General features: G+C 60.5%; 11 protein-coding genes and 4 pseudogenes. 11 read left to right on the forward strand and 4 right to left on the reverse strand.

All coding sequences use genetic code 11. The features are described 5' to 3' along the window. The first annotated feature begins 57 nt into the window (after positions 1–57). Positions 58–1,194 carry a S9 family peptidase gene (locus tag JJE66_RS29125; RefSeq protein ID WP_200517883.1) on the forward strand — a complete coding sequence of 379 codons (1,137 nt, stop codon included), beginning with the start codon at positions 58–60 and terminating at the stop codon, positions 1,192–1,194. Between the two features lie 33 nt (positions 1,195–1,227). On the opposite strand, the pseudogene JJE66_RS29130 reads toward JJE66_RS29125, so the two are convergent. Continuing rightward, positions 1,228–2,041, reverse strand: a pseudogene (locus tag JJE66_RS29130) (response regulator). Between the two features lie 276 nt (positions 2,042–2,317). On the opposite strand from JJE66_RS29130, the gene JJE66_RS29135 reads away from it, so the two are divergent. Beyond that, positions 2,318–3,490 (forward strand): acyltransferase, encoded by a 1,173-nt coding sequence (locus JJE66_RS29135; RefSeq protein WP_200517884.1) that lies wholly within the window; start codon positions 2,318–2,320, stop codon positions 3,488–3,490. Positions 3,491–3,496: 6 nt separating this feature from the next. Here JJE66_RS29135 and JJE66_RS29140 read toward each other — a convergent pair whose 3' ends face one another. After that, on the reverse strand, positions 3,497–4,384 hold the full coding sequence (locus JJE66_RS29140; RefSeq protein WP_200517885.1) for an aldose 1-epimerase family protein: 888 nt from the start codon (positions 4,382–4,384) through the stop codon (positions 3,497–3,499). 409 nt (positions 4,385–4,793) lie between these two features. Here JJE66_RS29140 and JJE66_RS29145 point away from each other — a divergent pair, with 409 nt between their 5' ends. Beyond that, entirely contained in the window at positions 4,794–6,428 is a 1,635-nt protein-coding gene (locus JJE66_RS29145; protein ID WP_200517886.1) for an FAD-dependent oxidoreductase, read from the forward strand. Positions 6,429–6,934: 506 nt separating this feature from the next. Continuing rightward, positions 6,935–7,213: a hypothetical protein gene (locus JJE66_RS29150; protein ID WP_200517887.1), complete on the forward strand. Its 279-nt coding sequence runs from the start codon at positions 6,935–6,937 to the stop codon at positions 7,211–7,213. A gap of 239 nt (positions 7,214–7,452) precedes the next feature. Here JJE66_RS29150 and JJE66_RS29155 read toward each other — a convergent pair. After that, positions 7,453–8,306 (reverse strand): annotated as a pseudogene (locus JJE66_RS29155) (IS630 family transposase); the annotation flags it as partial. Between JJE66_RS29155 and JJE66_RS29160 the strand changes: the two are divergent. After that, a pseudogene (locus JJE66_RS29160) lies at positions 8,259–8,912 on the forward strand (hypothetical protein); the annotation flags it as partial. The pseudogenes JJE66_RS29155 and JJE66_RS29160 overlap by 48 nt on opposite strands. Before the next feature lie 473 nt (positions 8,913–9,385). Here JJE66_RS29160 and JJE66_RS29165 read toward each other — a convergent pair. Continuing rightward, positions 9,386–10,091, reverse strand: a pseudogene (locus tag JJE66_RS29165) (ISAs1 family transposase). Positions 10,092–10,556: 465 nt separating this feature from the next. Here JJE66_RS29165 and JJE66_RS29170 point away from each other — a divergent pair. From JJE66_RS29170 to JJE66_RS29195, 6 genes are all read left to right on the forward strand, one after another. Then, complete coding sequence (locus JJE66_RS29170) at positions 10,557–11,666, forward strand: glycosyltransferase family 1 protein (RefSeq protein ID WP_200517890.1); 1,110 nt, start codon at positions 10,557–10,559, stop codon at positions 11,664–11,666. Positions 11,667–11,900: 234 nt separating this feature from the next. Then, positions 11,901–13,031, forward strand: coding sequence for a glycosyltransferase (locus JJE66_RS29175; RefSeq protein ID WP_311979967.1), 1,131 nt, complete (start codon positions 11,901–11,903; stop codon positions 13,029–13,031). A 117-nt stretch (positions 13,032–13,148) separates the two neighbouring features. Further along, a complete protein-coding gene (locus JJE66_RS29180) occupies positions 13,149–14,483 on the forward strand; it encodes a hypothetical protein (RefSeq protein WP_246756577.1) in 1,335 nt (444 codons plus the stop codon). 79 nt (positions 14,484–14,562) lie between these two features. Continuing rightward, entirely contained in the window at positions 14,563–15,837 is a 1,275-nt protein-coding gene (locus JJE66_RS29185) for a glycosyltransferase family 4 protein (RefSeq protein WP_200517891.1), read from the forward strand. Beyond that, positions 15,834–17,237 carry a hypothetical protein gene (locus tag JJE66_RS29190; protein ID WP_200517892.1) on the forward strand — a complete coding sequence of 468 codons (1,404 nt, stop codon included), beginning with the start codon at positions 15,834–15,836 and terminating at the stop codon, positions 17,235–17,237. Before JJE66_RS29185 ends, JJE66_RS29190 begins: the two co-directional genes overlap by 4 nt. A gap of 552 nt (positions 17,238–17,789) precedes the next feature. Then, positions 17,790–21,701, forward strand: a complete 3,912-nt coding sequence (locus JJE66_RS29195; RefSeq protein WP_200517893.1) for an RHS repeat protein — start codon at positions 17,790–17,792, stop codon at positions 21,699–21,701. Positions 21,702–21,936 lie beyond the last annotated feature (235 nt).

Consider the following 21,936-nt stretch of genomic DNA (forward strand, 5'->3'; position numbering starts at 1 on the left):
GCACGCGCTGGATTATGCTATGGTTTTGAGGCGTCCCGGCCCCTCGAATCGCGCCCCATGGTCCTTTCGCGCAAGCTGCTGCCTCTGCTGACCGCCTGGCTGGCCACCGCCTGGCTGGTCTTGGCCAGCGCACCGTCGCGCGCCGCTGAGTTCTATACCGAGGATCTGCGGATCCCGATGCTGGAGGCGGGTCCGCAGGGGCTGGAGGCCTTCCTGGTCCGCCCAGCGGGAACGAAGCGCTATCCGCTCGCGCTGCTCAGCCACGGTAGCCCACGCAGCTTCGACGACCGCGCGACGATGTCGGCGCACAAATATTACGGCATCGCGCTGGAATACGCCCGGCGCGGTTTTGCGGCGCTGATCGTGATGCGGCGCGGCTATGGCAGTTCGCCCGGCGGGCGCGTCGACAGCGTCGGCGGCTGCGCCAATGCCGCCTATTTGCCCGCAGCGGCGGTCGCGGTCGCGGATCTGCGCGCGGCGATCGATGCGATGGGGCGCAGGGCCGATGTGACGACATCAGGCATGATCGCGGCCGGCCATTCCGCCGGTGGGCTCGCCACGGTCGCGCTGGCAGCGCAAGCGCCACCCGGCCTCATCGCCGCGATCAGCTTTGCCGGCGGCCGCGGCTCGCGGGATGATGACGACGTCTGCAATCCGGATGGGCTGGTGCAAGCCTTCGCCACCTTCGGCAAGACCGCGCGGGTGCCGATGCTGTGGATCTACGCGACCAACGATTCCTATTTCGGCCCCGATCTCGCACGGCGGTTCTACGAGGGGTTTCGCGCCGGTGGCGGCAACGCCAAGTTCGTCGCGGCGCCGCCTTACGGCGACGACGGCCACTATCTCTATTCCGTGGTGGCCCGCCCGCAATGGACGCCTTACGTCGACGCCTTCCTGCGCGAGCGCGGACTGAGCCACGACATGCTGAGCCCGCCCGATTCCCTGCCGCCGCCGAGCCAGTTCAACGACGCGGCGAAGGCCGAGTTCGCGCGCTATCTCGCCAGCACCATGCCGCACAAGGCCTTTACGGTGTCGTCCAATGGCGGGTACGGCTGGCGTTCGGGGCGTAACACCGTGGACGACGCCCAGCGCGATTCGCTCGCGGCCTGCATGAAATGGTCGCCGACATGTACGCTCTATGCCGTCGACGACAGGCTTGCCGGCGGCGCCCGGAGGACGTCGACGGCGCGTTAGGCGCAAGACAAACCCGATGACAGATTGGCCTAGCTAGAGCCGTTCGCCGAGCGCGAGCTTGTAGCCGACGCCGGTGACGGTGGCGACGACGGGCGTGCCGCTGCCGACGAGCTTGCGGCGCAGCCGCGCCACCAGCGCATCGACGGTGCGGATGTCGACCTCGGCCTGGCGGTTGCTGACGACCTCGATCAGATAGTCGCGGCTGAGCGGCCTGCCATCCGCGCCGACGAGGGCGGCGAGCAGGTCGAACTCGGCGCGCGTCAGAGCCACCGGCTTGCCGTCGCTGCCGAGCAGCTCGCGCCGCGTCAGGTCGATGATCCAGTCGCCGAAGACGATCGAATTGTGGTTCCGCGCCGCCTTGCGGTCGAGCGAGCGCCGCCGCAGCACGCTGCGCGCACGCGCCAGCAGATCGCGCAGGTTGATCGGCTTGGTGACGTAATGATCGCCGGCGATCTCGAGGCCGAGGATGCGGTCGACGTCGGTGTCACGGCGGGTCACGAAGATGATGCCCGCATTGCTGGTCGCCTGGATCTCCTTGGCAAGCTCGAAGCCGTCGCCGTCGGGCAGCTGCAGGTCGAGGAAGACGAGGTCGGTGCGCGCGCAACGCCTGGCGGCATTCCGTGCAGGTGCCGGCGCCGACCACGTCGAAACCGTTCTCGCTGAAGTAACCGACCAGCATCGTCCGCGTCACCGGATCGTCTTCGACCACGATCAGCCGCTCGCGCCCAATGGGACGCAATTCCCGAAGTGCGGAATCAGCCACGATGTTGGATGTCCTGTGTGCCTGCGACCCGCTCTGCAAACTCAGATCGCCGCGCGATGCGCTGTCCTGTGAACGTACATTCACGGCCTATTCGAGCCCCCGAAATTGCCTGTCGGAATCCTAGGCCTCTTGTGGCGCCCGAACAATATAGGTCATGGTATTGAAGTATTAACTATGAATTACCCCACACTTCTCTCGGAGCGCACCGATCGTCTGGCACACCACCAATCCCGCTCATCCGAATCCGGATTCAACCGCTGGTTAACGTAAAGAAAGGCTTCCGCTTCGGTTTCGCCGGCACCTCCTCTATGCTTCCACATCGCAAGCGCGAGCGAAACGCGAGACCACGGAGCAGGCGTGATGCAGGGGCAGGCCCGGTTGGCTGCCGGTCGGACCGACGGAGGCGCGGCTCCCTTCGGTCGTTCGCACAGCCTCGACGTCCTGCGCGGGCTCGCCATCGTCGGCGTGATGGCGATCCACGTTTCACAATCATTTCCGTCAAATATCCACGCCGTCGATTATGCCTTCATGTGGGGCTGGACCGGCGTCAACGTTTTCTACTTCGTCAGCGCCATGACGATGTGCCTGATGTGGACGCAGCGCACCGAAACGAACCCGACGCGTAAATTCTACATCCGCCGCTTCCTGCGCATCGCGCCGCTGTTCTGGCTCGCGATCCCGCTCTACCTCGTCATCAACGGCACGGGACCGAGCACCAACGCCCCCAACGGCATCGGCCCGCTCCAGGTGATCCTGACGGCGACGTTCCTGCACGGCTTTTGGCCGGACAGCATCAACAGCGTCGTACCAGGCGACTGGTCGATCGCGGCCGAGATGATGTTCTATCTCGTCTTCCCGTTCGTGATTACGGCGTTCGGATCGCGCCGCCATCTCTATCTTGCGCTGGCGATCGTGCTGCACCTCGTCAATGTCTGCCTGTTCAAGCCGTGGGCTTTCGCGCTGTTCTCGGCCTATTACGGGCCCGGCCACGAGGCGTTCGTCTGGAACGCACTGCACATCAGTTTCCTGAACCAATTGCCGGTCTTCCTGGTCGGTTGCGCATTGTTCTTCGCGCTGCGCGACGGCTTCGCGAAGTCGGACGCCGCGATCCTCGCAGGCTTCATCGCGCTGTCCTTTGCCGCCGACCGTGCGACCGGATCGCACGAGTTCAACTATCTCGTAATCAACCTCGTGCTCGGCGCGCTGGTGTTCTGGTGCATCCGCCTTGCGACCCGCCTGCAACCACTCGAAGCGCTCGGCCGCAACTCCTATTCGATGTACCTGTCGCATTTCGCAGTGATCTTCGGCCTGCGCCAGATCTGGCCGCTGGCGGACGGACCGCTGTCGCTGCTGCTCGCTTACGCCGTCACCGCCGCGCTGAGCTATCTCGTCGCCCGCGCGACCTGGCATCTGGTCGAGCGGCACGCGCAGGATCTGGCACGTCGCCTGACGGATTCGACCGCCAAGGGCATGCGCGCGGTGCCCGTCACCCCACCAGGCGTGGCGCTGACCAGCCGCAGCGCGGGCGCGTGATCGGCCTCAGGACGATCCGACTTCGATCCGGTACGACAGCTCTTCCTCGGCGCCAGGTGCGATGTGCATCAGGCCCGGCTTGTCGCTGAACTCGCCGTCGAAGTCTTTGGGACTGGCATAGCCGCGCCAGGGTTCGATGCAGAGGAACGGCGCGCCCGTCGGCTTTGACCAGATGCCGAGCTCGTGAAAGCCGCGCCACGACATCTTGAGCCAGGGCCCGGCGCTTTGCCCGGCCGCATAGCGGACCGCGTGGCTGTTGACGGGATCCAAGATGACGGCGTCATTGGTGAAAAGGGATTCCGACAAAGGAAGTACCGTGCCCCGGACGGGGCTGGGATCCGTTGCCGCGAGCAGCAGTCCGTCCTCGACACGACGAATTGGAGATGGCTCTTCGTTCGTGAACGTGAGCGCGTAGCTCTCCTTCGGCAAGCCAGCCTGAAGCGGCCAGTTGAAAGCGGGATGGCCACCGAGCGACACCGGCAATTTCTCCTCGCCGGTGTTGACGACCTTCAACGTCACCTCGATGCCGGCCACTTCGAGCGCGTAGGTCACAGCCAGCCGGAACGCGAACGGGTAGAGCGCGCGCGTCGCCTCGCTGTCTTCGAGCACCAGCGCGCAGCTGCTGTCGCCGCGCTCCAACCATTTAAAATGGCTGTCGCGCGCAAAGCCGTGCTGGGTCATCCGGTAGGTCTTGCCCCGGTGTCGCATCTCGTCGTTGACGAGACGGCCGACGATCGGAAACAACAGCGGCGCATGGCGTGGCCAGGCCGGGCCGGCCTGCCAGACGAATTCGGTGCCGTCCTTGTGCTTGAGCGAGCACATCTCGGCGCCTTGCGGCTTGATGGTCGCTGTGAGGCCGGCGCTGCGGATCGTGTGCGTGTCGTCCTCTCTCATGCCCGACGCTCTTGCGGATTTGATCTCACCGCGATGATCATACGGATTCTTTCTTTTTCGCCAGGCACTGACCAGCTCCGCAAAACAACTTTACGACCGAAGTTGTGCAAATTGTCCTGGTAACAGATCGATGCCAATGTGGACCAGCAAGCATCGATATGGCAACGAAAAAGCGTGGTGGGCCGACATGCAGATCTCACCTCTGCCGATCGCAAAGGACCTGTGGGATACGAGCCCGATCCACTCAATTAGCAAGACTAGACAATTCTGAAAGAACCTTCGCAGGTACGAAACGCCATTCTCTCGACGCCATTCGGACGCCAATCGATCAAACTCTTTTGCTACGTCCTTCAGCGGACGTTGCAGATAAAAAGAAAGGTCATCTCGAGCCTGCGGAAACATGATATCGATGTCGACCTATTACAGAACATCTGGCCTCCTGCTCTCCTTGATACTATCGCTTATTGTTAGCCCGGCGAGGGCTCAAGCTCCTGTCAACAAGGACATACTCGTTTACGGCGGCACAGCTGCCGGCGTCATGACCGCCTATTCGGCCGCGCGCCAGGGATTGCATGTCGTGCTTTTGGAGCCGAGCCATCATCTCGGAGGCATGGTCACGGGAGGGCTTTCTGCCACCGACCTCGGCAATCCGCAGGTGATCGGCGGATATGCGAAGCTGTTTTATCGCCGCGTTGCCGAGCATTACGGCCGATCTCGGCTCGACCGCACATCGGATTGGCTATCGGAGCCACATGTATCCGAGGACACCTTCGGCGCGATGCTCGGTGAAGCCGGAGTTGAGGTCGTTTTCGGCGCTCGGTTGCACGAACATCAAGGCGTGACCGTTGAAAATCGCAAAATCGTTTCAATGACGAGCGAGGACGGTCGCGAATGGCGCGCCAAAGTCTTTGTGGACTGCAGTTACGAAGGAGATCTTCTGGCACAATCAGGCGCAACATACACCTGGGGCCGGGAAAGCGCGCAGACCTACGGCGAGACGCTCGCCGGCGTACGCACGATCACGCCGCAGCACCAGTTTGGCTGGCCGATACTGGCCCATCGCAACGACCACCAGCTCTATCCGGAAATCTCGCCCAGCCCGCTGCCGGCAGCCGGAGGCGGCGACAAGAACGTCCAGGCATACAATTATCGTCTTATCCTGACTGATGATCCCGCAAACCGTTTGCCGCTTCCCAAACCGGACGGCTACGATCCAGCACAATTTGCGTTGCTCGCGCGATACCTGCAAGATTTTCAATCGCACATGGGACGCGAACCCTTGCTCAAGGATTTTTTGTACCCGGTCCGGCTCCCGAACCACAAGGCCGACTTCAACAACAACGGGCCGTTCTCAACCGACTATATCGGCCACAGCGGCGCCTATCCGGATGCCTCCTACCAGGACAAGCAACGGATCCGCGCCGAACATCTCCGCTACACACAAGGACTGCTTTACTTTCTCACCCACGATCCCGTCGTGCCTGCGACGCTCAAAAGCCAGCTCAATGTATGGGGCCTGCCAAGGGATGAGTTCTCGGACAGCGACCACCGGCCGAGGGAATTGTACATCCGCGAGGGACGACGCATGATTGGTGCCTATGTCGTGAAACAGGCAGACTTGCAGACGAATCGCGCCAAGCCAGATTCGATCGGCATGGGCTCGTACAACAGCGACTCCCATAACGTACAGCGTGTAGCGATGCCGGATGGATCGGTCCGCAACGAGGGAGATATGCAAGTGCCCGTTCAGCCATACCAGATCCCCTATCGGGTCATGACGCCTCGTAAGGACGAGATGCACAACCTGCTGGTCCCGGTCTGCCTGTCCGCTTCCCACGTCGCCTATTCCTCGCTTCGGATGGAGCCGCAATACATGATCCTCGGACAAGCCGCAGGCGTTGCCGCGGCGCTCGCGGCGCAGGGCCGTGTAGCAGTGCAGGACATTCCGATTGCGCAGTTGCAGCGCGAGCTTCTGAAAACCGGAGCCGTTCTCGAGTTGCCTGAGGATGGAGTCTTCGGTGCCGCAGTTGCTCCGCCCGACTAGCGCGCGGCTTCGTCAATAGGCGCGGCTGGCAGCCGCCCACGATTTTGATCGCAAAAGATCTACGCGACAGTCGCTACGGCGCCTGGTCATATTTCGCTGCCTGATAATATCTCTGCATGGGTGATCTGTTATGGCCTGATCCATGCGGGGCGCGAGCATCATGACCATACAGGAGAGGGCGTGCACATGATCCTCCAGGCAGACAAGCCGGCCGATTTCGTGCTCGCCAAAGGCAAGACGCGCCCGGTTTGAGAGGTGGTCAAACTCGGCTGACCAAACCTTTGCGACACGCCTTGGTTTCCGGCCGGGCCCCCGTTGCTTCATTTGGGCAGCGGCAGCTCACCATCCACTCCTAACCGACTTCTGATTTAACCCTATCGTCCTATTGCCCCCTTACGCGAACTGCGCCCACAAACTCAAACGCGGGGTTCTTGACCGAGTTGCTACTATCCTCTCACCATGACCAAAACAGGAAACAGAGCGGCCGCGAAGTGAAGACACGGAAGTTGAGCGAGGCGATCGACACCCAACGCGTCAAAGCTGATTTAGCGGAACTAAATCGGCTTCGCCGCTTTCTAATCAACAGCAGGACCGCCGGTTATACGCGCTGGCTGCTTGATTCGATCGACGATTATGTCGAGCAGATCACGGGAGACCGGACGACGCTGCACAGCGAAGCCTCCAACTTGAGTGATTCTGTACCTTCGCTCCCGGTGCTGCCTGCAGTGCAATTCCTTTTCGGACTGCATACACCAAGAGCCCCGCGAAGTGGCGCCGATCAGTGATGACAGTATTACTCGAACTGCTGCGTTTGGCGGATAAGCAACGTGGAGGAGCCACGGACAAATTGGCACGATTAGAACCACGCCGGGCTCGCCCTGCCAGACGAATTCGGTGCCGTCCTTGTGTTTGAGCAAGCTCGTCTAGTACCTTGTCACAGTGATTATGACTCTTTGGCCGCGACGGGACAGGCGCGGCCCATTTTTGGCGCGAGCCTTGTCGGTTGTGAACATCCAATTGATGCGACCATGTTGAGCCAGCTGGCATGCTTGGGGGTGTGGTGGAACTCCAGGCGGCGCAGAATCCGCCGGGCTTCGGCGGGTGCGAATGCCAGAGGGCGTCTACGGAGTGGATCGACAGATTATCCTGCACTACCCGAATGCACGTGGCGTCGAGATAATGCACATCGACGAGTTCGCGCATGCAGTGGGCGTAGTCTACTGCCGTCCGCCGCTCGGTGACCTTGACCTTGCGCCAGGGCCGATACACGTCGATGCAGACGAAGAGATTGACGGTGCTGTTGCAGCGGTACTCGCAATCGTAGCGTTCGAGCTGGCCCGGTTCGGGTGGGATCGGCTGGCAAACCTCGCCATGAGCTCGACCGGGCTCTCGTCGAAGCAGACCACCGGCCGGTCGGGATCGGGTGTCTCGGCATAGAGGTCAAGTACGTCTTCCATGCGGGCGAAGTATTCGCCGTCGATCTTTGCAATGCACCACATGTCCTTGCGCCACGGCTTGAGGCCGTTTCGGCCAGCCGCCGGCGCACCGTCTTCGCCCGACAGGCTCTCGCGGTCGGTGAGCTTGACCATCGCCCCGGCCAAAAGCTTCAGCGTCAAGCGAGCGCATCCCTCGGGAGGATGGGCGCAAGCCGTTACTGCCAACAGGGTTTCCTCCTTGCTGCTCCGCCTCAGGACGCGGCTCCTCGCTCAGCGCCCGCTCCAGATTGCCTTCCGCGAAGCGCCACTTGGTCCGGTACACGGTGGAACCGCTCACCGCTACCGTGCGGGCGATTTCTTCATCGCTGCAGCCAGCACCGGCCGCCAGCAATATCTGGGCGCGCTTGAGTTTGCGGGCGGCGCGTCTGCCCTTGCCCAACATCGCGGTGAGCCTGCGATGATGAAGACCTGCTTTGCCACAGCCCTGCTCGTGCTCGTTGCAGCCACAGCTGCGAAAGCAGATGTCGTCTACCCGAACGCGGGTACCGAAAATCCGACCACATACACATTCACAGCAACTACGAATGGTTCGCTGGTTGCGCATTTTTACAGCTCGGGAGCCTCGTTCAGCGAGACGCTAGGTTTGCTCGTCAATGGCAAGGACAGAGGCACCGCTGTCGACAACCACAACACCGCCTTCGGAGAGATGTATAACTTTGACAACGTCAGCGTCGGCGATTCCCTGATCTTCTACATCCACGTCAAGACGACCGGCCATACCTACTACTCCGACTTCGGAATGAACAAAGACGGCGTAAACCACGTCTGTTCGACGGCCTTCGCAGGCGACGGCAAAACTTCGGCCGGAACCTATGTCGGCTTCGAAGATCTCAGCCTGCATCAGACGGGCTGGACCGACAACAATTACACTGGTGAACAATTTGTCTTCACGGTCGCCGCGGTGCCTGAACCCTTCACCTGCGCGATGATGGTCCTGGGCTTCGCCGGTGTAGGCTTTCTTTGCATATCGCGGCAGGAATTTGGCTCTGACCGCCGTATAATTGCTGCCTCAAATTCCGACTTAAAGGCCGCCCTCGGTCTTTTTGTTTCGGCACCAGAACTTCGCTTTGGCAGCGGGCTCACAACGGACGCGAGTAAGGCTGAGAGTTGGGGCTAAGAGGAAGCCATGATTGAATCGTTTGGCCGCGAGGGCGTAGCTTCTCCGATCGTCATTGTTGCTGGAGGAGATGCATGCTGACTGGATATTTGGCTGCGTGGTGCTTGCGTCTGGTTCTAACCGAGGGCGTCGAGGAAACGGCAACGAGCCAAAAGTCAGGTATCTCGAACATCGCGAGCTTCAGACCTGAATCTAGCGTGTCGCGCAAATTGCCGGCATTGATTCCTGGCTTTCGGCAGCGCACTCCGGGAGCGAACACCGGACGCTCAGGATTTCAGCTGAGATCCAGCATCGCCTGCTGAAGCCACGCGCGATGGCGAAGCGGCTTCATCGGAACGGATCGTTCAAAACTCACCTCCAAGCATCAGCTGCCGAAGATATTTCGATAGAGGATAGTAGCGAATGACCGGCGGGTCGGCGCGTTGGTCGCGCAGGCGTCTGTGCGATGTAATTCGACCAACGGCGACGACACCAGGGAAGCGTTTGGCCGAGGTCTTGTTGCGCATGACGGTTGCCATGCGCGTTTCGCTCCGGTCGTGCGTGGCGCGGTCGATCTGTCGGGTCGTGCTGCGCTTGCCCGATCTCGCAAACTGCTGCGTAACCGTCTCGAACAAGGGCCCGCGATTTCCCTTGATGACCGAGGCATAATCGCCGCCGCGCTCGAGCACCGCTTGAGCAAAGCGGCGGTTGCAATGCAGCGCATCGGCGGTGACGATGCAGCCTTCCAGGCACAGAAGCTCCAGCACCTCCAGGGCACCCGCCGTCTCGTTGCGGCCGGGCGCTTTCTGCTGCGAAGGCCATCCGCGCTTCCACGGCAAAGACGTTGACCAGATGCAGCGGCGTTGCCTTGGCGCCGCGCTCATAGGCGCCGCGCAACGCCTTTCCGTCGACCGCCACCACGCCGCTGAGTTTGAGCCCGTTGGCCTTGGCGAAAGCCGCCATGAACTGTCGGAAGGAGCGTTCGAAGGCTGCAGGATCGAGCAGACGGAACACCCGGCTGAACGTATCGTAGCTCTGGATGCCGTGCTCCAGACGCAGAAAAAGCCGCAACAGCTCCTTCTTCGACCGCCCGAATCAGCAATCTCCGAGCAACTGGCTGCTCCGCAAACAACGGCCGCCAGCGAGATGAGCACAACTTCCAAAAGCGGGTGCTTTGCATTTGCCGCGCGCGGGTCCAGCAATCGCCGGAACGCCTTCTTGAATTTCTGCATCCGACCCCCTCCATCTTCCAGAAGTCGTTCTCAGAATCCATCTTCCTCTTCAATGCAATAGCACCCAAAAACCCATATGCGATTCCCCTGGCCGTGAAGGGGAGAGGATGCGAGCATCCGCGATCGCACAACGAATCAAATCAGACCATTGCCCGATCGCTTGCAGGCAAAAGCTTGCACCGTCTCGCAAACCCGAGCGGCTGCCGTCACATTTCCGTACCTAACCATTGCTTCTGTATGATCCACCCGCTGGCGTAATTCACGCAACGCGACGTTCGGCGGCCTCCATCGCTACGGTAACGACGTGAAACTCTTCATCAACGGCCGCTTTCTGTCGCAAAAGCTCACCGGCGTTCAGCGTTATGCCGCCGAAATGGTCAAAGCGGTCGATTCATTGCTCGTGTCAGATCGATCTCCAGCCTTGCTGCGGGAAGCCGAATGGCAACTTCTGGTGCCTGCTGACGCGAGCGAAACCATTGGCCTCGACCGAATCAAGATTCGCAGAATTGGTCGGCTGAAGGGCCACGCTTGGGACCAGATCGATCTTGCACACGCAGCCACGGGAGGCCGGCTGATCAGTCTGGCGAACGCCGGCCCGATATTCCATCGTGACCAAATTGTCGTCATCCACGACGCACAGGTCTTCCGCAGGCCGGATTTCTTTGGCTGGCGCTATTTGGCAGTCCACCGAACGATGGACCGACTGCTTGCGCGACGTGCAACGATCGCGACCGTGTCGGCTTTCTCCCGCCGGGAACTCGCTGCAGTGTTGGGCCTTGCCGCCTCTGACATCCCGATTTTTCCCAACAGTGCCGAGCACTTCGCGGCAACCCAGCCCGATCCTGGTATCCTCAATCGACTTGGCGTCCTTCCGAGAAGCTATTTTCTCTTCGTCGGCTCCAGAACCAAGAACAAGAATCTCTCCGTCGCAATCGAAGCGATCCGGTTGCTCAACCGACCGGACATTCCCTTGGTCATCGTCGGCGGCGATAACAGCAAGGTATTCCACGACAATTCCGGCGAAACTCAGCCAGGATTGATTCTGGCCGGTCGCCTGACCGACAGCGAGATCGCTGCCCTTTATGCGCGGGCCACGGCCTTCATATTTCCATCACTCTACGAAGGGTTCGGCGTTCCACCGCTCGAGGCCATGCTCTTCGCCTGCCCGGTCATTGCGTCGACGGCCGAAGCCGTCAAGGAGACCTGCGGCGACGCCGCTGCATATTTCGACGCCACCGATGCCAAAGCATTGAGTGAACGCATGCGCGAAAGATTGGCAAAGGGCCCCATCTCTGATGAAGAGCGCAGCATCCAACAGCAGCGCCTTGCTCAATTCTCGTGGCGGACGTCAGCGGAGGCGCTGCTCCGGTTTCTTGCACAGCCGCGCAACGAACGACATACCCGTATTACTTGAATACCCATACATATTCTCGTCTGCGTTCGAGGCCGGCAAGCGCCGCGTTTTCGCAACTCTCTCGTCACAGCGCCGTCCCATTTGGCCACTCTACTCCCACGAGTGAACTCATAGGGAAGCAGCAGCGACACCACATCGTTGCCAAAATCGTATTCCCTACTGGAACACATCTGCTTCGCATGACGCTTGGGACAAGGATTCACGATGTCAGGCAACCCAGTACAATCGGTCAAGGTGTTGCACATCGCCGAAACAATTCGAGGCGGGATTGCGAGCTACCTGAATGAACTGCATCCGCAGCAACAAGCGAGCTTCGGGGCGGAGAACGTCCACTACGTCATACCGTCGGATCATCGCCGCGACCTCGTCGGAATCGAGGACAGCCAGATCACGACATTCGAGCGATCCGGCCGCAGTCTTTCTGGACTTTTCCAAATGTTGCGCGCGAGCATGCAGGCGCTCGACGCCTTCAAACCCGATATCGTCCATCTCCACTCCTCGTTCGCCGGCCTCGTTCTCCGACCGGCGCTGGCAGCACGTTCCGACGGGCCCTGCGTCGTCTATTGCCCGCATGGCTGGGCGTTCTCGCGCGAGACCGGCCGCCTCAGTCATTTGATGACGAAGGCCGCGGAGGGTTTCCTCGCGCGAACCTCGGACCGCATCATTTGCATCTCCGGCGACGAATTCAACGATGCCATCCGTGCAGGCATTCCGGCTGATCGGCTGACCCTCGTCAACAATGGTATCTCGAAAAGTCGCCCGTTGCCGCAAGTCGTCGCGGCAAATTGGGATTCCAAGAAGGTCAAGGTTCTGTTCATCGGCCGCCTGGACCGGCAGAAGGGCTTCGACCTTCTGATCGAAGCGGCACGTTCGCTCGAAGACGTTCTGGATGTCCGCATTGTCGGCGCGTCCGTGATCAGTAAGTCCGAAGGTCCCGCGGTCCCGGCGAACGTCTCTCTGCTTGGCTGGCTCGACCGCCAACAGATTGAGACTTATCTTGAGGCTGCCGATCTCGTTGTGATTCCGTCGCGATGGGAGGCATTCGGCCTCGTCGCCCTGGAAGCGATGCGCGCAGCCAAGCCAATTCTGGCCTTCCGCAGCGGAGCCTTGCCCGAAATCGTCCTCGACGGCGTAACTGGCGTGCTCTGCGAGCCGGTTGCCGTTCAACCGCTTGTCGACGGTTTTCGACGAATGCTGGATCTGGACCTCAAGGTCTTGGGGCAGCGTGGCTACGATCGGTTCAAGCAGCTGTATGACATCCAGAAGACACATCAACAGTTGCGTGAGGTCTATTCCGAACTCTTGCAACACGATCGTGCGCCCCTCAAGGAAAAGGCGGAACTGGATCTCTCCAAGAATTTTTGATGCGACACCGCTCCCCACATCGACTGCCGGGATGGGGGAGATCTCAATGTTTTGTGCCCGCGCCAGAATGCCGGTTGTGACCGACGCGCGCGGACTGATCGCGAGCTAGATCTAACGATGGCAGACCAGTACATCCCAATCAGCGGCAGGTTTTCCTTTCTCGCGAGCCTCGTCGCAGCGGTTCTGTTGACAGGTCCCGCGCTTGGCCAGCAAGTACAACCGCTCGAAAGCCGATTCCTGCTGGGCGTCGGTACCCACCAAGGGCTCGGCGGCCCCGTGAGTTCACGCGGCTACGTGCCGTCGGCCAATATTGCTCAGATCAGGGAATTGGGACTCAACGCGTTTCGCGACGATTTCCCCTGGTCGGATTTCGAGCAGCCCAGCCGGCGGATGGGCTTTACGCCACAGCTCGGCAGGCTCGAAACCCAGATCAAATCAGGCATCGCCCGCCCCCTCCTCATCCTCGCGTTTGGACATCACCTCGTCCCGAACTCGTCGCCACCAACCACTGATGAAGCCCGCCGGCGCTTTGCGGACTACGCGGCGGCTGCCACGCGTTCGGTAGCGCCGCAACGTCCGGTGCTCGAGCTCTGGAACGAATGGAACATGGCGGGGAAGAAGGACGCCGCGTTCTCAGCCGAGAATTACCTGGCTCTCGCTCAGGTGACAAAGCCGGCTGTCAAACAGGCCTTGCCAAATGCGCCATTCCTCATCGGCGCAATCGGCGACGACCTAGGCTGGATGTGGACCGAGAAGATGCTGCAAACCGGCATTCTTCAATATGCGGACGGTGCCTCGATCCATCTCTACAATTTCTGTCTGGCTCCGGCAAAACGGACCTCGACGGAGATCATCGATCGGCTCACGGCCTTTCACCGGCTGGTCGGTCAGGCGAGCGGAAATCCGAACTTCCCCATCTATGTGACGGAGACGGGCTGGACTACGGCCACGAACAAGTGTGGCGTCAGTGAGCAAGCCCAAGCCGACAATACGGCGCAGCTCATCCTATGGGCATCGACCGCCACGCGATGGCTCAAGGGAATGTGGATCTACGAGCTCAAGGACAGCGGAAAAAATCCGTCGGAGCTGGAGGACAATTTCGGGCTCTATCGATTTGACAATTCCCCGAAGCCGGTGGCCTGCGCAGTGCGGGGCGCTTGGGCGTTCATTCGCACAAATCTGAGCGCGGAACGAAAAAACCTCGCGGGCGGCGTCAGCTCAATTGGCTCGACGTCTCCCACTGGCGGCAAGCTGGCGGTCTGGTCCGAAGATCCCAATCGGCACTTTGAGGTCCGGTTAAAGAGCGATTTCCCACGCGCGACGTTTGAGGCTCCCTGCGACACATCTGCGAAGCCCGCCTTTGGCGCCTGGATACCTGTTTCGAGCACGCCGATCTTAATCACTGCCAACAGCAATGCCGTTCCAGAAGTTGACATACGCCCGGCACGATAGCCGGCAAAAATACTGACCGCCTTCCGAGCATCGACCGACGCCCAGCCGCTGCTCTGATCGCCGAAATGAGGTTGACCCGATGAAAGTCCTCTTGACGTCCACACTGTATCCGACACCCGGAGCAACCAAGATCGTCGGTGGCGCCGAGATTTTTGCGCGACGGTTCGCCGAAGGCCTGGTACAGCGCGGCGATGAGGTGGAAGTGATACGGGCCCAGTCAACGCCCGAGCAGACGCGCGAAACCTGCAATGGGATCAATGTCTATTCCGCTCCGGTCCAGAACATCTACCTGCCGTTCACGGAACAGAAGAACGTTGCGCTACGTAGCATCTGGCATGCGATCGACGATTGGCAGATGCAGGCGCCGATGATCGCGGAGCGTATTCGCGCCTTCAAGCCCGACGTGCTGCATTCCAACAATCTGTCCGGACTGACAACCGCGATCTGGCGGGTCGCCGCTCAGCTCGGCGTTCCCGTCCTTCACACGATTCACGACTATTATCTGACGTGCCCGCGGTGCTCTCGCTTCGATAAGGGGCGATCATGCGAGGGGACATGCACGAGCTGCGGCATTCTGACCTATCATCGCATACGCGCCACGCATTGGCTCAGTGCCGTCGTCGGTGTCAGCGAGCGCGTCCTGTCCATTCATACCGACATGGGCATTTTTGCCGATACGCCGATCCGTACCGTCATCCGCAATGCGTCGACTGAGCCGCCGCGCGCGCCCTACCCCCGCCCCCTCTGTACCGACGAGGTGACCTTCGGGTTCATCGGGCGGCTGACTGAGGAGAAGGGCATCGACAATTTGATGCAGGCTCTCGCCGCCCTGCCGTCGGATCGCATCCGCATGATGATCGCAGGTCGCGTGAGCGACCAAGAACAACAGCGACTGAGGCAACTCGCACCAGATGCGCGGATCGAATTCATGGGATTTGTGCCTCCCGATGAATTCTACAAACGGGTCGACGTGGTCGTCGCTCCCTCCATTTGGCACGATCCCGGTCCGCTCGTGGTCGCGGATGCCAAGGCGGCCGGAAGGCCGCTTCTCGGCACGCATTTTGGAGGCATGCCGGAGGTCATCGTGCACGGGGTGACGGGCTGGTTGACCGAATCCGACCCGGCGTCACTGGCCGAGAGCATGCGCGAGATCGCCGCTGATCCGCACAAGATCGAGGAGATCAGCCGTCGGCTCATCGCCGACACGAACAAGTGGTTATTTTCCGACGTGCTAACCTCGTACAAGAGCCTCTATGAGCAGCTACGCCAGAGCCGCATGTCGCGCTTGCGCACGCCGGCGGAGGAGGCGCCCGAGCACCCCGCCGTCGCGAAGAGCGGCCTTATCCCAAGATGACGCGCCTGTTCGCGATCGGGGGCTACGTCTATCAGAGCGGCGCTGCCATCGTCCTGATCTTTGCAATCAGCCACATCCTGATCGCAAGTGACTACACGACTTTCTCGCTGGCATTGGCGTCGAGCCAGCTGCTTTGTGTCCTAATGTTCGAGTGGTTGCAGCTTGCTGGCCTGCGCTTTCTTGCCGCAGCCAAAGCAAACGAGGCAGCCCAACTACGATGGTCGCTATTCGGTGCAGCCATCTTGAGTGCCGCCGCGCTCATCATCATCGGCGGATGCGCTTCTCTGCTGAGCAATCTCTCGCCTGGAGTCATCTCACTGGGATTGACCGTCGCGGTTCTGCAGGGGGTGACGGATCTGTACTTTCTCACTATCCGTCTGTCCGATCGGCTCGGCACAGCATCCGCCTTGCTGGCATTTCGGGCAACCGCGCTGCTCGTGGGAGCGGTCGCAGCGGCCACTTGGGCAGGAACCGCCGAGGCAACTTTGGTAGGTCTCGCCGCCGGCCATGCGACCGGCCTGACCGTGGCAATCATCGTTCACCGCACGCCTCTGCGCCCGGTGTCGCTCCATTTGATGCGGGCGGACTGGTTCGCGTTTTGCCGTTACGGGATGCTCGCCGCGGGCGCATCCGTGATCCATCTGTCCGTTCCCGTACTCCTGCGCTTCATCGTCATCGGACGTCTCGGCCCCACCGGGGCCGGCGCCGGCTTCTCGATCGCACTGGATCTCCTGCAACGCCCGTTCTGGGTCCTCAACGCCGCAATCCATACCGTCAGCTATCCCGAGGTTGTGAGCGATTTCGAGACCGGAAGCGCCGCGAAAGCAGTCCAGTCGACCCGCAGAATGTTCGAATTCATGATCTGCGCGACGACCGTTCTGCTCGGTGGATTGATCGCCTTTCTCCCGGAAGCCGCGCAGCTCATGGTCCCCCGCGAAAGTCTGGGTGGGTTTATGGCGGTTGCGCCTTTCGTGGCTGTCTTTTACTTCCTGCACACGCATCTGCAGGCCACGGTCGCAGTCGTTCCACATCTCGAAAAGCGTGCGAGCCGTCTCGTCCTCGTCGCAACCCTGCAACTGGCGGCGGTTGCAGCATCGAGTGCTATCGCGGTGGCCGCAGGACTGTCGCCCCGTGCCGCGATCGCTTGGGCCGCGTTGGCGACCGCCGCGGCGATTCTCCTTGCACTTGGCCCGACCATCCGCTTCAGCGCCACTCCACGCATATCATTGGCAACTGAAGCTGTGCTGGCCGCACTTCTGATCGGATCACTCGCCGACCTGCCGATGCAGCCGGTCATCTGGCTGGCCGGGAAGCTCCTGCTCGCAGCAGGGCTCACCGGCGTCATCGCCTGGCGGGGAAACTTTCTGGCGTCGAATCGCCCGGGCGATCAGACCCTTTGACTAGCGAATCGACACCCGGGGATCGAACGACGCGGACACTCCGCTGCTGCACCGACAGCACGAATTCCCGACAAGGAACCGAAGTGACGGACATCAATGAATTCTCAACGATGACATCCCAAGCACCGATTCAAAATCATTCGTCTTCTGGTTGCATTCTTTAAATATCTATTTGTCACAAACGCCATGCGATCGAGATACCCAGTAGAATTGCGGGGATGAATTTTGCTGTTTGATGCCGAAACTCAAATGTTTCGCGCGCTGGTCCGCCTTCCGCAATGGCAGTGACTGCAACTCGACGCAAGATTGAGCATAGAGCGCGAAGTTTCAGCAGCATGTCGCTGTGGAATCTTGAAAGCGCCTTCCTCACGCCTTTCTGAATTGGCATCATCACGCATAACATTCAGCAGCGGCGACAGCGAACATGTTCCATCGAGGAACTCCTCGCGTTGATTTTGTCTGCTTTCATTTTTATCGGAAATTCACACTCCAAGTAGACAGTTCGGCGCTAATCCTGCGAGCAATTTCGTTCGCCTCCAACTCGAGTGTGCAATGTCGACCAATCAGACCGTTCTCTCCGCAAGCGGCTTCGTCAACTCCATCGGCGTCAACACCCACGCCGGCTTCGGATGGACCGACTACAACGATCTCGCAATGATGGTTGACGACCTGAAATATCTGGGCGTCACCCATCTTCGCGATGCGATGGCGACCAATCCGGCTGCGCAACCCGTCGTCGACGGTCTGGCGGCGGCCGGCTACAAGTTCGACTTCATCGTTTCGTCCGCCCTGCCCGGCCAGGGCTCGACCGGACTTCAGAATTACGTAACCTCGCTCGAGAAATTCCTGGCAGGTCATCCAGGCAGCATCAGCGCGGTCGAGGGCCTGAACGAGGCGAATGCCCAACCCTTCAGCTATCATGGCAGCTCGAGCCTCAGCGCGGCGGCCCAGTTTCAGAGCGCGCTCTACCAAGCTGTGAAGGCGGATGGCGCTCTTTCGAGCATTCCGGTCTACAACCTGTCGCTCGCATACAACGACCCGCAAGGCTACAACCAGCTCGGCAACATGTCGGGTTCGGTCGACTACGCCAACGCCCACGCCTATGTCAGCACCGGCTCGACCCCTGCCAGTTCGCTTGCTGCGACTCTGAGCGCCGTGGAGACCGCCGCCCCCGGCAAGCCGGTGGTCATCACCGAGACCGGCTACACGACCCAAGCCAACACCCAATATCTCGGCGTTGACGAAACGGTGCAGGCAAAATCGATTCTGAACACGCTGGTTGATGCCTACAAGGATGGCGTGAGCTCGACTTATCTTTACGAACTGTTCGACCGCAATTCGGCGGGCAGCGACACGAATCCCGAAGACAAATTCGGCCTGTTCCATTCCGACGGAACCCCGAAACTGGCTGCCACTGCGATCCACAATCTCACGAATATCCTGGCCGATGACGGCTCGGGCGGCCATCAGCCGACTGATCCATTGAACTACACGCTGAGCAACATGCCGAGCTCCGGCAGCAGCATGGTGCTGGGCAAGAGTAATGGCGCCTACGAGCTCGTCGTCTGGGCCGAGCCCAAGCTCTGGAACGATGCGACCGATACCGAGATATCGAACCCGATACAAACCGTCACCGTGAACCTCGGCGGGGTGCATCATTCCGTCAAGGTGTACGACACACTGACCGGCACCACGGCAATAGCCACCTATGCCGATGTCTCGACGATCACGATCACGGTGAGCGATCACCCCCTTGTCATCGAGATCGATGCGCCTGCGGGCACCTCAGTTCCGCCGAGCGTTCCGCCCGACGTAACCGGCACCGCGGCCGAGATCGTTCCTCAACTCTCCGACTTCAGCGCATCGACCTCCCTCAAGACGATCACTCTGACGGATACGCATGTCCTGCCGGTCGCCTCGAAAGCGACGCTGGACTACATCATCGCGCACTACGGCAATGCGCTGTCAAAGATCCAGGGTGGATATTCGTTCTCGGTGACGAACTCGGCTCCGACCTGGACCAGTACTCTCACCTACAACGCGAGCGGCAGCCTGGTTTCGACGTCGAATACCGGCCTGAACAGCAGCAGCCAGCCGATCTCGACCACCATCAACTATGTCGACGGCTCGAAGGACGCGATCGGCTATACTGGCGGCGTGAAGACGACTTTCATTCACCTCGCGACCGACGGCACCAGGACCACCGATACCTACAACACGGCCGGGACCCTTCTCAACGAAGTTGTCCAGAAATCGACCGGGTACTATTCGACCACTATTTACACCAACGGCGTCAAGACCGCGACCTATGTCCTCAACGCTGACCACACCCAGGACAACTACACCTACAACATCAAGGGACAGAGCTACACCAGCCAGGTGCAGCATGTGGACACGACGGGCAAGGTCACCTCGGTGACCCGCACGCATGCTGACGGTTCGCTGGATTCGACGCAGGTCTATAACAGCGACGGCAGCAGCGCGATCACCACCTACAACGCGACCGGCGTCAAGCTGGTCGAGACCGACTATCACGCCGACCATAGCAAGGACGTCTGGACCTACAACATCGCCGGGCAGGCCTACACCACCGAACACGATATCTATGACACCACCGGTTTCCTCACGACTCTGGTACGTCGTCACGCCGACGGCAGCTACGCATTGAAGCTGGTCCAGAGCAGCGACGGCACCAAGACCACCGACTTCTATGATGCGACCGGAAATCTGACCAGCGAGGTGGTTCAGAGGGCCGACGGCTTCTACTCGACGACGCTCTACAGCAACGGCGTGAAGACCCAGGCTTATGTGAAGAACCCGGATGGCAGCCAGGACAATTACAGCTACGGCATCACCGGGCAAAGCTACACAACCCTGATCCAGCACGTTGACCCCACGGGCAAGGTCACGGCCATCACCCGCAAGCACGCGGATGGCACCTTGGACTATACCAAGGTCATCAATTCCGATGGCAGCAGCGTCGTCACGACGTATGACGCCACGGGCACCAGGACCAAGGAGATCGACGCGCACGCCGACAACAGCCAGGACATCTGGATCTACAATATCACCGGGCAGGCCTACACGACCGAGCACGATATCTATGACGCGACCGGATTCCTCACCACGCTGGTGCGACGTCACGCCGACGGTAGCTACGCATTCAAGCTGCTGCAGAGCAGCGACGGCACCAAGACGACCGATTGGTTTGACTCTGCGGGCATTCTCACCAACGAGACGATCCAAGACGCCAACGGCTTCGATTCAACGACCATCTACACCAATGGCGTGAAGACCGCCGCCTATATTACCAACGGCGACCAGAGCCACGACAACTACAGCTACAACATCACCGGCCAGAGCTACACCACCCAGCACCAGCATCTCGACGCGTCCGGCAAGCTCACCGAGATGGACCGAACCCATTCCGACGGCACGCTGGACTACAGCCAGGTCGTCAACGCCGACGGCAGCAGTATTGTCAGCACCTACAATGCAAGCGGCGTCAAAATGACCGAGACCGACACCCACGCCGACGGCTCAAAGGACGCCTTCCTCTACAACGTCGCCGGCCAGACCTACACCACCGAGCACGATACGTATGATGCGACGGGCTTCCTCACCAACATCGTGCGGACCCACGCCGACAACAGCCTGGCCTTCACTCTCGCGCAAAGCAGCGACGGCACCAAAACGTCGGACTGGTACGACTCGACCGGGACCGTCACCAGCGAGGTGACGAGCAAGAGCGACGGCTACAACTCGACGACAGTCTACACGAACGGAGTGAAGACGGCGGCGTATATCCACAATGCCGACGGGACGTCGGACAACTGGAGCTACAATATCGCAGGGCGGAGCTACACCACACAGCACCAGCAACTCGACGCCGCCGGGAACATCGTTGCGATCACCCGGACCCACGCCGACGGCACGCTGGACTACACCCAGGTCGTCAACAATGACGGCAGCAAGCTGACGGATATCTATGACGCCTCCGGCAACAAGACTCAGGAGGTCGACAACAACACCGACGGTTCGAAGGACGTCTTCCTGTTCAACTTCAATGGGCAGGCCGGCACGACCCAGCACGAGCACTACAATGCCGCCAACGCGCTGCAATATTTCGACGATACGGCGGCCGATGGCACCCACAATGTCACCGCGGTTGCCGCCGGGATTACGGTCGCAGGCGGAAACGGCAACGATCAGTTTTCAACGGCGCCCGGCTCGACGACCGTCGACTACGCCCACGGGCACGACCAGATCGTCAACTTCCATGCCGGTGACGCCACCAATCACGACATCGTCGAGATCTCGAAGCTGCTGGCGGCGGACTACAACCACCTCCAGATCGCACAATCGGGCACCGATACCGTCGTGACGCTGTCAGCCAACGATTCGATTCTGCTGAAGAACATCAGTGCCGCGAGCTTGACGAGTCATGACTTCCAGTTCGTCTGAGACATCGCGCGGAAACTCCGGGCCCGGTCCGCTGCCGGCCCGGAGTCGTGCGACCAAGGGATAGGCATCCTGCCTTCTGGAAAGGCGTCATCAGAAGGCCACATGGCTGGCTGTCGTGCCATGCACCAACGGCATCTCCGCCATGATCATTGACGCCGCCTTAGCTGCGAGAACCCGCGTTGGCTGCGAACTTGCGTCACAATTCAGCTCTAGAAGACATCACGGTTCGCAGGGG

Source organism: Bradyrhizobium diazoefficiens (assembly GCF_016612535.1).
GTDB classification, from domain to species: domain Bacteria; phylum Pseudomonadota; class Alphaproteobacteria; order Rhizobiales; family Xanthobacteraceae; genus Bradyrhizobium; species Bradyrhizobium diazoefficiens_C.